Here is a 15595-nt window from a genome sequence, read left to right as displayed (position 1 = left end):
TTCGCGCCGACGTCGGCGCCCAGACACTTCCAGGAATGCAGCGAATGAAGATGGGAATGCGCGGCGCCGCGGCGTCGGTTCTGATTCTGGCGATGGGCACTTCAGGTGTCGCTCTGTCGCAACAATCGGCTGCCCCCGCAGCCGCCAAGGAGACCGCAACCTTGAATTCCCCCAAGCAGAAGCTCGGCTACGCCATCGGCCTGGACGTGGCCAAGTCGTTCACCCCGATCGCCGATGAGATCGACGTGGCCGCGCTGCGCACCGCCGTGGAGCGTTCGTTCGAAGGCCTGCAGCCGCAGATCACCCAGGAACAGGCCAAGGCCACCGACGCGGCCCTGCGCCAGGTCGTGATGGCCCGCAGCGGCCAGCAGGTGCCGGGCATGGCGCCGGGTTCGCAGCCGCCGAAGGTCGACCGCGTCAAGGTGTCGCAGATGATCGGTTCCTACTCTGTGGGCCCGTCGCTGGCGCAGCTGAAGGACGACATCGATGTTGCCTCGCTGTTTGACGCGATCAGCACCGGCCTGACCAAGGGCCAGCCGAAGATGACGGAAGCTGACGCGACCGCCACCATCCAGGCCTTCATGGGCAGCAAGCAGGCTGAAATGCAGGCCAAGGCTGCCGCTGCTGCGCAGACCAACCGCGAAGAAGGCAATGCCTTCCTGGCCAGGAACAAGACCCAGCCGGGCGTCGTGACGACGGCCTCGGGCCTGCAGTACCAGGTCATCCGCCCGGGTAGCGGCGAGCGCCCGCTGCCGAGCAGCAAGGTGCGCGTGAACTATGAAGGCAAGCTGCTCAACGGCACCGTGTTCGACAGCTCCTATGGTCGTCAGCCGGCCGAGTTCGGCCTGGACCAGGTGATCAAGGGCTGGACCGAGGGCGTTGCGCTGATGCCGGTCGGTTCGAAGTACCGCTTCTGGATCCCGGGCAATCTGGCTTATGGCGAGAACGGCACGCCGGGTGGCCCGATCGGCCCGAACGCGACTCTGACGTTCGACGTCGAGCTGCTGGGCGTCCTGCCGTAAGCCACCACGGAGCCTGCACGGACATGCGCGTTGCGATTTTCGGTACCGGTTATGTAGGTCTGGTGACCGGTACCTGCCTGGCCGATGTCGGTCATCAGGTGGTCTGCGTCGATATCGACCAGGCCAAGGTGGATGGCCTCAACCAAGGCATCATCCCGATCTATGAGCCCGGCCTGGAGCCGATGGTGAAGGCCAACCACGCCGCGTCGCGGCTGGCATTCACCACCGATGCCGCGTCCGCGATCGCGCATGGCCAGGTGGTGTTCATTGCCGTCGGTACCCCGCCGGACGAGGACGGCAGCGCTGACCTGCAGTACGTACTGGCCGTGGCCCGTACCATTGGCCGGCACATGAGCGTGCCGACCGTGGTGGTCAACAAGTCGACGGTGCCGGTGGGCACCGCCGACAAGGTGCGTGCGGCCATTGCTGAAGAACTTGCCGCGCGTGGCGCGGACATCACCTTTGACGTGGTGTCCAACCCGGAATTCCTGAAGGAAGGCGACGCGGTTGCCGACTGCATGCGCCCGGACCGCATCATCATCGGTGCGACCAGCGAGGAGTCGGTGGCGGTGATGCGTCGTCTGTATGCGCCGTTCAACCGCAACCACGACCGCGTGGTGGAAATGGACGTGCGCTCGGCCGAGCTGACCAAGTACGCGGCGAACGCGATGCTGGCGACCAAGATTTCGTTCATGAACGAAATCGCAAACATCGCCGAGCGCGTCGGTGCCGACGTCGAGCAGGTCCGCCAGGGCATCGGCTCGGACCCGCGCATCGGCTGGCACTTCATCTACCCGGGCGCCGGCTACGGTGGCTCCTGCTTCCCCAAGGACGTGCAGGCGCTGGCCCGCACCGCCCAGCAGCATGGTCTTGAGCCGAAGCTGCTGAACGCGGTGGAAGCGGTCAACGATGCGCAGAAGGGCCACCTGTTCGCCCTCATCCAGCGTCATTACGACAAGGGCGAGGACGAAGGCGTGCGTGGCAGGACCTTTGCCGTGTGGGGCCTGGCCTTCAAGCCGAATACCGACGACATGCGTGAAGCCTCCAGCCGTCGCCTGCTGGCGCAGCTGTGGGAAGGCGGTGCCACGGTGCGTGCCTATGATCCGGAAGCGATGCATGAATCGCAGCGCATCTTCGGCGAGCGCGATGACCTGGTGTTCTGCAGCAGTGCTGATGAGGCCCTCGAAGGGGCCGACGCGCTGGTGGTGGTCACCGAGTGGAAGCAGTTCCGCAGCCCCGACTTCCAGAAGCTGCGCGAGCAGCTGAAGGACGCGGCGGTGTTCGATGGGCGCAATCTGTACGATCCGGCCGAAGTGGAAGCTGCCGGCCTGGCGTACTACGGCATTGGCCGGGGGCGTTCGCTGCATGTCTGACCTGCTGCCGACCGAACGCGAGCAGGCGCTGGAAGCGCGCCTGGTCGAACTGGAAATGCGCGTGTCCTTCCAGGAACAGGCGCTTGCCGAATTGAGCGATGCGCTGGCCGATGCCCGCATGCAGGGCATGCGCAACGCCGACGTGCTGCGTGTGCTGCTGGAGGACCTGGGCAAGGTCCGCAACGCACTGAATTCTTCCGATCCGGCGAGCGAACCGCCGCCGCCGCACTACTGATCCGAATCCTATGAGCGATACCCTCCGCGACCAGCTGATGGGCCTGGGCTTCAAGCCCGCGCCCAAGCCCGAGCGCAAGAATGATGGCCCCCGCCGTGATGGCCGCCCGCAGGGCAAGGGTGGCAACGGCAATGGAAAGCCGCAGGGCGCTGGCAAGGGCGAGCACAAGCCCGGTGAGCGTCGCGGGCATGGCCACGGTGGCCCGGGCAGGCCCGCCCAGTCGCGTGGCCCGGGCCAGCAGGGTCCGCGCAAGCCGCGCAGCGCCGAAGAGATGGATCTGGCCAAGGCCTATGCCATCCGTGCGCAGCGCGAGAAGGAAGAGCGCATCGAGACCGAGCGCCTGAAGCAGGAAGAGGCACGCGTGCGTCGCGAGGCGAAGGCCAAGCTGGAAGAACTGCTGAAGGACAAGGGCCTGAACTCCGAGGCGGCTGATATCGCTCGCCACTTCCCGTATGGCGGCAAGATCAAGCGCATCTACGTGACCGCCGAACAGCTGACCGCGCTCAATGCCGGTGAGCTGGGCGTGGTCCAGCTCAATGGCCGTTACCTGCTGGTGACCGCCGAAGTGCTGGCACAGTCCGAAGCGGTGTTTGCCGCATCGGTGGCACTGAAGGTCGACCCGAACGCGCCGGCCGAGGAAGATCCCTACTCAGACCCGCAGTACCAGGTACCGGACGACCTGGTCTGGTAACTGCACCTGCTGCACGATGAAAACGCCGGGCATTGCCCGGCGTTTTCGTTACCGGACGCGCGCAGTGCTGTGGCGTGCACGGATCAACGGCAGGCTCAGCGCGAAGAAGCACAGCAGTGCGCCGACCAGAGCGAATCCGCTACCTGCGAGGAAGGCCGTGCGTCCCTCGTCGATCTTCCACAGTTGGCCGGCGATGAGCGCGCCCAGCACGCCGCCGACACCGGACGAGAAACCGTACAGCAGGCCCTGGCCATGGCCATTGAGGCGACCAGGGAAATAGGTCGCCAGCATCTGCATCGCCGCGGCGAAGAACGCGGCAAAGCCCAGCGCGTGCGCGGTCTGCGCCAGCAGCATCACCGGCAGGTTTTCCGGGAACAGCGCGGTCACGGCCCAGCGCAGGCAGGAGCTGACCAGGGCGATCAGCAGCATCCAGCTGGCGTCATAGCGGCGGAAGAAGCGGCCGATGGTGAAGAACACGCCCACTTCGAACACCACGCCGATGGTCCAGAGCAGGCCGAGCGTGGATGTGCGATAGCCGTGGTGGTCCATGTAGACCGAGAAGAAGGTGTAGTACGGGCCGAACGAGAGCTGCTCCATGAAAGCGGCCAGGAAGAACGCCAGCACCGGCGGGCGGCGCACGATCTGCCAGAAGCCGCTGGCATCGCCGCCGGTCCTGCCGATGTCGCGTGCGTAGTGGTTGCTGAAGGCCGAGGCGACCAGCAGGACGAACAGCGGCAGCATCATCCAGGGCAGCAGCCCGGCGCGGCCGGCGGTGCCGTCACCTTCGATCAGCCAGCCGAACAGGGTGACGATGGCGATGAAGCCAAGCGAACCCCAGACCCGGATCAGGCCGTAGCGATGGCTGTCGCTGCCGAGATGGGTGAGGGTGATCGACTCGAACTGCGGCATCACCGCGTTGTAGAAGAAGCAGAACACGATCATCGCCGGATACATCCATGGCTGCGGCAGAGGCAGCAGGAATGCGGCGAAGCTGATCAGGGTCAGCACGCAGCCGATGCGCAACAGTCGGATCGGCCGCGGTGAGGTGGCTGCCAGCGAGGTCCAGGCACTGGGTGCAACCACGCGTGTGGCATACCACAGCCCCATCATCACGCTGATGGCGGTCACGCTCATCCCGCGTGCAGTGAGGAACAGGCTCCAGTACGGAGTGAACGCACCGAGTGCCGCGTAGTAGAAGAGATAGAAGCTGGAGAGGCGGGCAGCAGGAACATTCATCGCGGCATGATGAAGCAAAAAAGGGACGGAGGGGATCAAGTCATTTGTGCCACAAGCGACTTGATCCCCTCCGTCCCCATTCTGTGTCATTCGGGATCGTAGTCGAGGTTGGAGGCCAGCCAGCGCTCGGCCTGGGCGAGCTCCACGCCCTTGCGCCGGGCGTAGTCGGTGACCTGCTCGCGGCTGAGGCGCCCGACCACGAAATACTGGCTTTGCGGATGACTGAAGTAGTAGCCCGACACTGCGGCGGTCGGAAGCATCGCAAAGCTCTCGGTCAGTTCCATGCCGGCGTTGGCCTCGGCCCGCAGCAGATCGAACAGGCGCCGCTTCTCGCTGTGATCGGGGCACGCCGGATAGCCGGGGGCGGGGCGGATGCCACGGTACTGCTCATCGATCAGGGCGTCGTTGTCCAGCGTCTCGGCCTGGTCATAACCCCAGAATTCCGTGCGTACACGCTGATGCAGGCGCTCGGCCAAGGCTTCGGCGAAGCGGTCGGCCAGGGCCTTCAGCAGGATCGCGTTGTAGTCGTCATGCTCGGCTTCGAAGCGCGCAACGTGGGCATCGATGCCGATGCCGGCGGTGACCGCGAACGCGCCGATCCAGTCCTGCCTGCCGCTGTCGGTCGGGGCGATGAAATCGGCCAGGCAGAAATCCGGGCGCTCGGCCGGCTTGTCCACCTGCTGGCGCAGGAAGTGCAGGGTGGTCTCGCCCTGTGGGTGCTGCACGCGCACGTCGTCGCCGACGCTGTTGGCCGGCCACAGGCCGAACACGGCCTTGGCGCTCAGCCACTTCCCGCCGACGATGCGGTCGAGCATCGCGCGGGCATCGCGGTACAGCTCGCTGGCCTGGCTGCCGACGATCTCGTCGGTGAGGATCGCCGGGAACTTGCCGGCAAGCTCCCAGGCCTGGAAGAACGGCGTCCAGTCGATGTACTCGACCAGCTCGGCCAGCGGATAGTCATCGAAGACGTGCAGGCCCGGCTGCTTCGGTGCGGGCGGCGTGTAGTTCCCCCAGTCGCCCTGGAACTTCTGCCCGCGTGCATGTTCCAGCGACACCAGGCGCTTGGCATCGCCACGATTGCGGTGCCGTGCCCGGATCTCGGCATAGTCGGCCTCGTTGGCGGCAACGAAGGCTTCGCGCAGGTCGCGCGAGATCAGCGACTGGGCCACGCCGACTGCGCGCGAGGCGTCCTTCACCCACACCGTAGGCGCTTTGTAGTGCGGGTCGATCTTCAACGCGGTGTGCGCGCGCGAGGTGGTGGCGCCGCCGATCAGCAGCGGCAGATTGAAACCCTGGCGCTCCATCTCGCGGGCGACGTGGCTCATCTCCTCCAGCGAGGGGGTGATCAGACCGGACAGGCCGATCAGGTCGGCGTTGTGCTCGCGCGCGGCATCGAGGATCTTCTGCGCCGGCACCATCACGCCAAGGTCGACCACCTCGAAGTTGTTGCAGGCCAGGACCACGCCGACGATGTTCTTGCCGATGTCATGCACATCACCCTTCACCGTGGCCATGATGATCTTGCCGTTGCTCTTGGCAGTGTCGCCGCTGCGCGCCTTCTCCGCCTCGATGTACGGCAGCAGGTAGGCCACGGCCTTCTTCATCACACGCGCGGATTTCACCACCTGCGGCAGGAACATCTTGCCGGCGCCGAACAGGTCACCGACGATGTTCATGCCGTCCATCAGCGGGCCTTCGATCACGTCGAGCGGGCGGCTGGAGGCCTGTCGGGCCAGTTCGGTGTCTTCCTCGACGAAGGCATCCAGGCCGTGCACCAGCGCATGCGCCAGGCGCTGCGCCACCGGCTTGTCGCGCCAGGCCAGGTCTTCGGTCTTCGCCGCACCCTTCCGGCCCTTGTAGCGCTCGGCGATCTCCAGCAGGCGCTCGGTGGCATCGCTGCGGCGGTTGAGGATCACATCCTCCACGCGCTCACGCAGCTCCGGCTCCAGCTCATCGTAGATCGGCATGGCACCGGCATTGACGATGCCCATGTCCATGCCGGCGGCGATGGCGTGGTACAGGAACACCGAATGGATGGCCTGGCGCACCGTTTCGTTGCCGCGGAACGAGAACGAGACATTGGAGACGCCGCCGGACACATGGCAGTGCGGCAGCGTCTGCTTGATGATGCGGGTGGCTTCGATGAAGTCCACCGCATAGTTGTCATGTTCTTCGATGCCAGTGGCGACGGCGAAGATGTTCGGGTCGAAGATGATGTCCTGCGGCGGGAAGCCGATCTCTTCGACCAGGATGCGGTAGGCGCGGGTGCAGATCTCGACCTTGCGCGCGCACGTATCGGCCTGCCCGCTTTCATCGAAGGCCATCACCACCGCGGCGGCGCCATAGCGCAGGACCTTGCGTGCGTGCTCGCGGAAAAGCGCCTCGCCTTCCTTCAGCGAGATCGAGTTGACCACGCTCTTGCCCTGCAGGCACTTCAGGCCGGCCTCGATCACGCTCCACTTGGAGGAGTCGACCATCACCGGGATGCGGGCGATGTCCGGCTCGGACATGATCAGGTTGAGGTAGCGGGTCATCGCCGCTTCCGAGTCGATCAGGCCCTCGTCCATGTTGACGTCGAGGATCTGCGCGCCGCTTGCCACCTGCTGGCGGGCCACGTCCACCGCTTCTTCGTAGCGGCCTTCCTTGATCAGCTTGCGGAACTGCGCGCTGCCGGTCACGTTGGTGCGTTCGCCGACGTTGATGAACAGCAGGTCCGGAGTGATGACCAGGGGTTCCAGGCCGGACAGGCGGGTAGGGCGGACAGGCGTCATGGCAGGCGTCGGCTCAGCAGCAATAGGGCGGGAAGTGCGGAACGGTGGCGGCGACATTCATGCGGCCTGCTCCCGGGTGCCGGGCAGTGCGCGCGGCGACAGCCCGGCCACAGCCGCGGCAATGGCGCGGATATGGTCGGGCGTGGAGCCGCAGCAGCCGCCGACCAGGTTCAGCAGGCCATCTTCGGCGAAGCCTCGCAGGGTGCTGGCCATGTCCTCCGGCGTCTCGTCGTACTCGCCGAAGGCATTGGGCAGACCGGCATTGGGGTGTGCGCTGACGTAGCAGTCGGCGACCTGTGCAAGGGTTTCCACGTGCGGTCGCATCGCATCGGCGCCCAGCGCGCAGTTCAGCCCGATCGACAGCGGCCGAGCATGCGCCAGCGAGGCATGGAAGGCTTCCGCAGTCTGCCCGGACAGGGTGCGACCGGAAGCGTCGGTGATGGTGCCGGAGATCATCACCGGCAACCGCGCGCCGCGCGCATCGAACGCTTCCTCCAGCGCATACAGCGCGGCCTTGGCGTTGAGCGTGTCGAAGATGGTCTCGACCATGATGGTGTCGGAGCCGCCGTCGATCAGGCCCTCGATGGCTTCGCGGTAGGTGTCGCGCAGTTCGTCGAAGCTGGTGTTGCGGAAGCCCGGATCGTTCACGTCCGGGCTGATCGAGGCGGTGCGGCTGGTCGGGCCGATCACCCCGATCACGAAGCGCGGCTTCCCCGGGGTGGTTGCGGCCGCGGCGTCACAACAGGTGCGCGCGACCGCAGCGCCGGCCTTGTTCAACTCGTACACCAGGTGTTCGAGGTGGTAGTCGGCCTGGCTGACCGAGGTTGCATTGAAGGTGTTGGTCTCGACCAGGTCCGCGCCCGCTTCCAGGTAGGCGGTGTGGATGTCTGCGACGATCTGCGGCCGGGTCAGCAGCAGCAGATCGTTGTTTCCCTTCAGGTCATGGCCCTCCGGCGTGCCGTGGTCGCAGCCGGGGCCATGGCTGTGATCGTAACCGCCGGCGAAGCGTTCGCCACGGTAATCGTCTTCCTGCAGGCCGTGGCGCTGGATCATCGTGCCCATCGCACCGTCGATGATCAGGATCCGCTCGCGCAGGGCGTCGAGCAGGGCGTTGGCACGCTCAGGATGCAACCAGGGCAGGGCAGGCATGGCGTTCTCGGGCTCAGGGTTTGTGGGCGATCAGCGAAATCACTTCGAAGTGCGGCGGACGCTTCTCGCGGGTGACCGTCTCCAGGCTGGATACCTGCAGGCCGGCCTTGTCGACGAACCTGCGCAGCTCCTTGTCGCTGAAGCCGAGGTTGACGTGGCCGTAGGCTTCCACCGCGGCCTTGTGTTCGTGGCGGGCCAGGCTGCACAGCAGCAGGCGCCCGCCCGGGCGCAGCACGCGCGCGCCTTCGGTCACCGCCTGCGCCGGCTTGCTGGCGTAGGTCAGCGCGTGCATCAGCACTACCAGATCGAAACTGTTGTCCTTGAAGGGCAGCGCATGCATGTCGCCCTCGCGCACTTCCACGTTGGGCAGACGGCGCAGGCGCTCGCTGGCGGCGGCGACCACGCGCGCGCTGGTGTCGATGCAGATGTAGCGCTTGGCATGCGGGGCCACCAGTTCGGCCAGCACGCCGTCACCAGAGGCGATGTCCAGCACGTCGCCGGTCTCCAGCAGCGGCAGCGCGGTACGGGCGAGGGCTTCCCAGGTGCGCCCCGGGGAGTAGTGGCGTTCCATGTCGCCGGCCACGCTGTCGGCCCAGTTCTGGTCGGAGGCGCGGTGGGCCAGCACGGCAGCGACGCGTTCAGCGTCCTGGCGCAGCAGCGGGTCATCGCTTCCGTTGCTCAATGCATGCCACAATGCACGCTGCGCCGGGTCCAGCTGGGCCTCGTCGAAGCGGTAATAGGCCGATACGCCCGCACGGCGGTCGCGGACCAGGCCGGCTTCCTTCAGGCGCGCCAGGTGGGTGGACACGCGTGGCTGTGCCAGCCGGGTGATCGCCGACAGTTCGGCCACGGTCAGTTCCTCCTGCTCCAGCAGCGCCAGCAGGCGCACGCGGGTCGCATCGGCGAACACCTTCAGGCGGGTCGACCAGTCTTCAAGATCCATAAATATCTACCTATCGCGATATAGAGATATATTCACTGAAAGGGCCCGTCGCGGTCAAGTCGCCAGCGTACGGAAACAGCCGGGCCCCGGTACAATCGGGGCACCTGGGCGCGCCGTATGTAGCCCATAACTTCATGTACCCGGGAGGGTGTTGTGGATTTCAGCTTTACCGAAGAGCAGTTGATGCTGCAGGACGTTGCGCGGCGCATCGCGCAGGAGAAGATCGCCCCGAGCGCGGAGCACCATGACCGTACCGGCGAGTTCCCGCTCGACAACATCCGCCTGCTGGGCGAGAACGGCCTGATGGGCATCGAAGTGCCGACCGAATACGGTGGCGCGGGCATGGACCCGGTTGCGTACGTGCTGGCGATGGTGGAGGTCGCCGCCGCCGACGCAGCCCATTCGACCATCATGTCGGTCAACAACTCGCTGTTCTGCAACGGCATCCTCACCCACGGTACCGAGCAGCAGAAGCAGACCTACGTGCGTGCCATCGCCGAGGGCGAGGCCATCGGCGCGTTTGCGCTGACCGAGCCGCAGTCCGGCTCCGATGCCACCGCCATGCGCTGCCGCGCGGTGAAGCAGGCCGACGGCACCTTCGTCATCAACGGCAAGAAGAGCTGGATCACCTCCGGCCCGGTGGCCAGGTACATCGTGCTGTTCGCGATGAGCGAGCCGGACAAGGGCGCGCGCGGCATCACCGCCTTCCTCATCGATACCGACAAGGCGGGCTTCGGTCGCGGCAAGACCGAGCCGAAGCTGGGCATCCGCGCTTCGGCCACCTGCGAGATCGAGTTCAGCGATTACGTGGCGCGGGCCGAAGACGTGCTGGGCCAGGAAGGCGAGGGCTTCAAGATCGCCATGAGCGTGCTCGATGCTGGCCGCATCGGCATCGCCTCGCAGGCCATCGGCATCGCCCGCGCCGCCTATGAGGCGACCCTGGAATACGTGAAGGAGCGCAAGGCCTTCGGCGCGGCCATCGGCACCTTCCAGATGACCCAGGCCAAGATCGCCGACATGAAGTGCAAGCTGGACGCAGCGCTGCTGCTGACCCTGCGTGCCGCGTGGGTGAAGGGTCAGGGCAAGCGTTTCAGCACCGAAGCAGCGGTGGCCAAACTGACCGCTTCGGAAGCAGCGATGTGGATCACCCACCAGGCGGTGCAGATCCACGGCGGCATGGGGTACTCGAAGGAGATGCCGCTGGAGCGTTACTTCCGTGATGCCAAGATCACCGAGATCTACGAGGGCACCTCGGAGATCCAGCGCCTGGTGATCGCGCGCAACGAGACCGGGTTGCGCTGATGGACACGACGGGGCGGCGATTGCCGCCCCGTTTCCCTTGTGCGATCAACGTGGCAATCGGCAAACGATATCCGTTCCGTTCCATTCACAGACGATCTGCAGCGACTCAGGTGGAGCACCGGGGAACATGTTCACCCCATAGAGGCGACCGGAGTCGATCCATCGATCCAGATCGTCCCGGCTGTTGAAGTTGTAGGTGCCGGCGAAGTGTTGGGCCAGGCCGGGGCTGGTTGCCGCGCCGTCGGGAATCATGTTGCCATTGGCGTCCTTGCTCTGGCCTTGCACGTATCTGGCGGTGTCCACTGACGAAGAGACGATGGCCAGCGTAGTCTTCGAGCCATCGCGCCAGGTGATCCTGTAGATTGCACCGTCGATTCCGAGGGCCTTGCTGACGAAGCTCAGGCCGATCGAGGACAGGAATGTCGCCATGCTGTTCCAGGCCCTCGACGATGTCGTGGCGCCTGTGAATGCCTTGCCCATGGCGCTCTCCAGCCTGAATCGCTCGGTTGCCATCTGCACGACATCGTAGGCGTTGAGGTTCTTGTGCTCTTCCGGGAAGCCTATGCCGCTGGCGTACTGCGGGTCATCAGGATGAACCTCGTACTGGACTCCTCTTCCGGCCCATTGCCGCGGCGCGAACTGTACGGTTGGCACGTTGTTGTCGAGCATCCCCATGACCCGATTGAAGGATGCGTTGATTGGCCCGGGAATCTGCGCCCTGGTGGCGCGATAGCGACACAGCTCGCGATCGTATTCCACATCGAAACCATGGAGCCGGCGCTGCTGGAAGTCGGCGACGATGGTGGGCCCCGTGCCCGAGGACAGCGCCAGCGCGCGTGGATCGCGACAGCTGTCACAGACGAGGACGCCTGCCGCATGTGCGTCCTGGACGCTGCTGGCCGCGAAGAGCGCGCCAAGCAGAAGGGCGGGGCGGCTGAAGCGTCGTAGTGGTGCTCTTTCCATGAACTGTCTCCTGGGCGGCATCGGATCGATTGCCGTGGAGGCATCTGGATAGCAACGATCCGGGCGTGCCGCACTTCTGCGCGCCCAGGAATCCAAAGCGCGGGCCTTATGCGAAACCGGTAGACGCCTTGAGCGCCTCGTTGTCGGCGCAGCAGTGGAAGGGACTTTTCAGTACAGGCCGTATGCGACCGGTCCCCGGGCAGGCGACATGCCAACGATTCATTGGCATTCCCGCTCCTTGGTCGCAGAATGCTCCACCGTTCATGGACACCACCAGATGCTCATCTATCGAGGCGCAGGGCTGCTGACCCTGCTCACACCGATCGCTGCCGTGCTGCTCATCCTCATCCTGTTCCCGGATCCAGCGGTGGGTCGCGGCAATACTTCACTCAGCCAGGTCCTGCTGGCGTTCGGCCTTGGCTCAGCAATCAACACGGTGCTGGGTTTCGTGCTCAATCGAAAGCCGCGTGCACCTGGGCAGCATGCTCCGCATCACTTCTTCTTCCTGCCGATGCAATGGCCTGCACTGGCGATTGTGGCGGCATGCGTGGTGATCGCAGTGTTGCGCTGAGACGCTGCCCGGACAGCGCCCACCAAGGTTGGCGACTACCGGGTATGCCGTTGCCCCGGTAGATGCCAACCTGGGGCGGCATGGATCCAGAAGCGGCAACAAAAAAGGCCCCGGATCGCTCCGGGGCCTTTCTCGTTTCAGTTCACCGCTGGATCAACGATCCGGACGGTGTGCTGCATCCGCGTCGCGCTGGCGTTCCATGAACTCCTTGGACGGTTCATCCAGCTTGTCGCCAAGCATGCGGCGCACGACCACGAAGAACACCGGGATCATCAACAGGCCGAGCAGGGTGGCGAACAGCATGCCGCCGATCACGCCGGTACCGATGGCGTGGCGGGAGTTGGCGCCCGCGCCGGTGGAGATCGCCATCGGGATCACGCCCATGATGAACGCGAACGAGGTCATCAGGATCGGGCGGAAACGCAGGCGGGCCGCTTCGATGGTGGCATCGCGCAGGTTCTTGCCGGCGGCGCGCTGCTCCACCGCGAACTCCACGATCAGGATCGCGTTCTTCGCCGCCAGGCCGATCACGGTGATCAGGCCGATCTTGAAGAACAGATCGTTGGGCAGGCCGCGCAGCATCGACAGGCCGAGGGCGCCGAGCACACCCAGCGGCACCACCAGCAGCACCGCCACCGGGATCGACCAGCTCTCATACAGCGCGGCCAGGCACAGGAACACCACTACGATCGACAGCACCAGCAGCAGCGTCGCCGCGTTGCCAGCCAGGATTTCCTGGTAGGACATGCCCGACCAGTCGTAGCCGAAGCCGGCCGGCAGATCGTCGTTGACGATGCTCTCCATGGTCTGCATCGCCTCGCCCGAGCTGGTACCCGGGGCCTGCGAGCCGACGATGTTGATCGCCGAGTAGCCGTTGTAGCGGCTCAGCGACGGCGGTGCCGACACCCATTCGGACTTGACCACCGTGTTCAGCGGGATCATCGAATTGGTGCCATCGGCGTTCCTGGTCAGGCTGGAGGGGCTGTAGAAGCTCTTCAGCGATTCCTGGCCGGTGCGGTACGGACCATCGGCCTGCATGGTCACGCGCTTGATGCGGCCTTCGTAGAAGAAGTCGTTGACGTACACCGGGGCCAGCATCAGCTGGATGGTGCTGTACACGTCCGACACCGACATGCCCATCGACTGCGCCTGCACGCGGTCCACATGCAGCTGCAGCTGCGGCGCGTTTTCCAGGCCGTTCGGGCGCACGCCGACCAGGTGGTCCGGCTTCTGCGCGGCCTGGCCGAGCAGGATGTTGCGGGCCTGCGTCAGCTGCTCGTAACCGGCACCGCTGCGGTCCTGCAGCCACATGTCGAAGCCGCCGAACTGGCCAAGGCCCTGCACGGTGGGCAGGTTGACCACGAAGATCTGCGCTTCCTTGATGCCGTAGAACGCGCCGTTCATGTTCTGGATGAACTCGGGCGCGGTGAACTTGCGTTCCTCCCACGGCTTCAGGCGGATGAAGCCCATGCCGACGTTCTCGCCGGAACCGACGAAGCTGAAGCCGGCCACCTGCAGCATGCCTTCATAGCCATCCTGCTTTTCCAGGATGCCACGCATCTGCGCGAACACTTCGTTGGTCTGGCCCTTGGTCGAGCCCGGCGGCAGCTGCACGATCGCCAGCGCATAGCCCTGGTCTTCTTCAGGCAGGAAGCTGCCCGGCATGCGGGTGAACAGGAAGCCGCACAGTGCGGTGAGCACCACGAACAGGATCATCCAGCGCGGCGCATGGCGCACCGCCGAGGTGATGTGGCCGACATAGGTGTGGCTGATCTTGTCGTAGTACTTGTTGAAGGTGCGGTAGACGATGTTCGGATTGTCGTTGTGCGTCGGCTTCAGGAAGGTCGCGCACAGCGCCGGGGTGAAGCCCAGCGCCAGGAACGCCGAGAACGCCATCGAAATGGCGATGGTCAGGGCGAACTGCTTGTAGATCTCACCGGCGGCGCCGCCCTGCAGGGCGGACGGGATGAACACCGCAGCCAGCACGACGGTGATCGCCACCACCGCGCCGGTGATCTGGGTCATCGCCTTCTGCGTGGCCGGCTTCGGCGCCAGGCCCTCCTCGGTCATGATGCGTTCGACGTTCTCGATCACCACGATCGCGTCATCGACCACGATGCCGATCGCCAGCACCATCGCGAACAGGGTCAGCTGGTTGATCGTGAAGCCGATCATCCACATGCCCAGGAAGGTACCGAGCAGCGCCACCGGGATGACCAGGGTCGGGATCAGCGTGGCGCGGAAGTTCTGCAGGAAGATCAGCATCACCAGGAACACCAGGAACACTGCTTCAAACAGCGTCTTGACCACTTCCTGGATCGAGATCTTGACGAAGGTGGTGCTGTCGTACGGCGAGAACCAGGTCACCCCGGCCGGGAAGCTGGGCTGCAGCTCGTCCATCTTGGCGCGCACCGCCTCGGCCACGTTCAGGGCGTTGGCGCCCGGCAGCAGCTGGATGGCGAAGGCACCGGTCGGCTTGCCGTTGTACTGGGTGTCGAAACCGTAGTTGTTGGCACCGAAGGCAACGCGGGCGATGTCCTTCAACAGCACCCGCGAGCCGTCAGCGTTGGCGCGCAGGATGATGTTCTCGAACTCCTGCGGCGAACTGAAGCGGCCTTCGGCCGAGACCGTGGCGGTGAAGTGCTGGCCTTCCGGCGACGGATCCGAGCCAAGCGCACCGGCGGCGAACTGCACGTTCTGCGCGCGCACCGCAGCCAGCACCTGGCTGGCCGACAGGCCATAACCCTGCATCTTTTCCGGGTTCAGCCAGATGTTCATGGCGTACTCGGAACCGAACTGCTGGGTGCTGCCGACGCCGGGGATACGCGAGACCTGGTCGAGCACGCGCGAACCAACGATGTCGTTCAGCGCATCACGGTTGATGGTCGGGGTATCGGACTGCAGCGCCACCACCATCAGGAAGCCGGCGTTGGCCTTGGCCACCACCACGCCCTGCTGGGTCACCTCCGAAGGCAGTCGGGGCGTGGCCAGCGAGACCTTGTTCTGCACCTGCACCTGGGCGATGTCCGGATCGGTACCCGTCTCGAAGGTCAGGGTGATCTGCGCACGGCCGTTGGACGACGAGGAAGAGCTGAAGTACAGCAGGTGATCGATACCGGTCAGCTGCTGCTCGATCACCTGGGTGACCGATTTTTCCGTGGTGTCGGCACTGGCGCCCGGATAGGTGGCCGAGACGGTGACCTGCGGCGGGGCGATGTTGGGATAGGACTCCACGCCCAGGTTGAGGATCGCGATCACGCCGCTGAGCGAGATCAGGATCGCCACCACCCAGGCGAAGACTGGATGTTCGATGAAAAATTTAGGCATGACGGAAGGTTC

General features: G+C 65.2%; 12 protein-coding genes. 6 read left to right on the top strand and 6 right to left on the bottom strand.

All coding sequences use genetic code 11. The annotated features are described in order from the left end of the window. The first annotated feature begins 44 nt into the window (after positions 1-44). Genes AC5P8Y_RS00650 through AC5P8Y_RS00635 form a run of 4 tightly spaced genes read left to right on the top strand, consistent with a single transcriptional unit; the run spans position 45 to position 3321 of the window. Positions 45-1022, top strand: coding sequence for an FKBP-type peptidyl-prolyl cis-trans isomerase (locus AC5P8Y_RS00650; protein ID WP_005410258.1), 978 nt, complete (start codon positions 45-47; stop codon positions 1020-1022). 23 nt (positions 1023-1045) lie between these two features. Continuing rightward, positions 1046-2395: a UDP-glucose dehydrogenase family protein gene (locus AC5P8Y_RS00645; RefSeq protein ID WP_005410257.1), complete on the top strand. Its 1350-nt coding sequence runs from the start codon at positions 1046-1048 to the stop codon at positions 2393-2395. Continuing rightward, on the top strand, positions 2388-2630 hold the full coding sequence (locus AC5P8Y_RS00640; RefSeq protein WP_005410256.1) for a SlyX family protein: 243 nt from the start codon (positions 2388-2390) through the stop codon (positions 2628-2630). The genes AC5P8Y_RS00645 and AC5P8Y_RS00640 overlap by 8 nt, the downstream gene beginning before the upstream one ends. A 10-nt stretch (positions 2631-2640) precedes the next feature. After that, positions 2641-3321: a DUF2058 domain-containing protein gene (locus AC5P8Y_RS00635; RefSeq protein ID WP_049403128.1), complete on the top strand. Its 681-nt coding sequence runs from the start codon at positions 2641-2643 to the stop codon at positions 3319-3321. 48 nt (positions 3322-3369) lie between these two features. Here the strand turns inward: AC5P8Y_RS00635 and AC5P8Y_RS00630 are convergent, their stop codons facing one another. The 4 genes from AC5P8Y_RS00630 to AC5P8Y_RS00615 all read right to left on the bottom strand — a co-directional run bounded on the left by AC5P8Y_RS00630 (position 3370) and on the right by AC5P8Y_RS00615 (position 9420). Then, positions 3370-4557 carry an MFS transporter gene (locus AC5P8Y_RS00630; RefSeq protein ID WP_049453782.1) on the bottom strand — a complete coding sequence of 396 codons (1188 nt, stop codon included), beginning with the start codon at positions 4555-4557 and terminating at the stop codon, positions 3370-3372. An 86-nt stretch (positions 4558-4643) separates the two neighbouring features. Then, entirely contained in the window at positions 4644-7328 is a 2685-nt protein-coding gene (gene metH / locus AC5P8Y_RS00625; RefSeq protein ID WP_111188248.1) for a methionine synthase, read from the bottom strand. Between the two features lie 57 nt (positions 7329-7385). Continuing rightward, positions 7386-8477, bottom strand: a complete 1092-nt coding sequence (locus tag AC5P8Y_RS00620) for a homocysteine S-methyltransferase family protein (protein ID WP_049403125.1) — start codon at positions 8475-8477, stop codon at positions 7386-7388. A 13-nt stretch (positions 8478-8490) separates the two neighbouring features. Next, positions 8491-9420 carry an ArsR/SmtB family transcription factor gene (locus tag AC5P8Y_RS00615; protein ID WP_005410251.1) on the bottom strand — a complete coding sequence of 310 codons (930 nt, stop codon included), beginning with the start codon at positions 9418-9420 and terminating at the stop codon, positions 8491-8493. A 153-nt stretch (positions 9421-9573) separates the two neighbouring features. On the opposite strand from AC5P8Y_RS00615, the gene AC5P8Y_RS00610 reads away from it, so the two are divergent. Continuing rightward, positions 9574-10722: an acyl-CoA dehydrogenase family protein gene (locus AC5P8Y_RS00610; protein WP_049403123.1), complete on the top strand. Its 1149-nt coding sequence runs from the start codon at positions 9574-9576 to the stop codon at positions 10720-10722. Positions 10723-10767: 45 nt separating this feature from the next. Here the strand turns inward: AC5P8Y_RS00610 and AC5P8Y_RS00605 are convergent, their stop codons facing one another. After that, positions 10768-11685 (bottom strand): hypothetical protein, encoded by a 918-nt coding sequence (locus AC5P8Y_RS00605; RefSeq protein WP_049403122.1) that lies wholly within the window; start codon positions 11683-11685, stop codon positions 10768-10770. Positions 11686-11893: 208 nt separating this feature from the next. Here AC5P8Y_RS00605 and AC5P8Y_RS00600 point away from each other — a divergent pair, with 208 nt between their 5' ends. After that, entirely contained in the window at positions 11894-12256 is a 363-nt protein-coding gene (locus AC5P8Y_RS00600; protein WP_495201827.1) for a hypothetical protein, read from the top strand. A gap of 153 nt (positions 12257-12409) precedes the next feature. Here the strand turns inward: AC5P8Y_RS00600 and AC5P8Y_RS00595 are convergent, their stop codons facing one another. Beyond that, complete coding sequence (locus tag AC5P8Y_RS00595) at positions 12410-15583, bottom strand: multidrug efflux RND transporter permease subunit (protein ID WP_049403121.1); 3174 nt, start codon at positions 15581-15583, stop codon at positions 12410-12412. Between the last annotated feature and the right edge of the window lie 12 nt (positions 15584-15595).

It is taken from the genome of Stenotrophomonas sp. YJH_SMC_12-1, from assembly GCF_059370935.1.
Note: the sequence above shows the minus strand (reverse complement) of the source record. Positions and strands in the feature narration are given on the sequence as shown.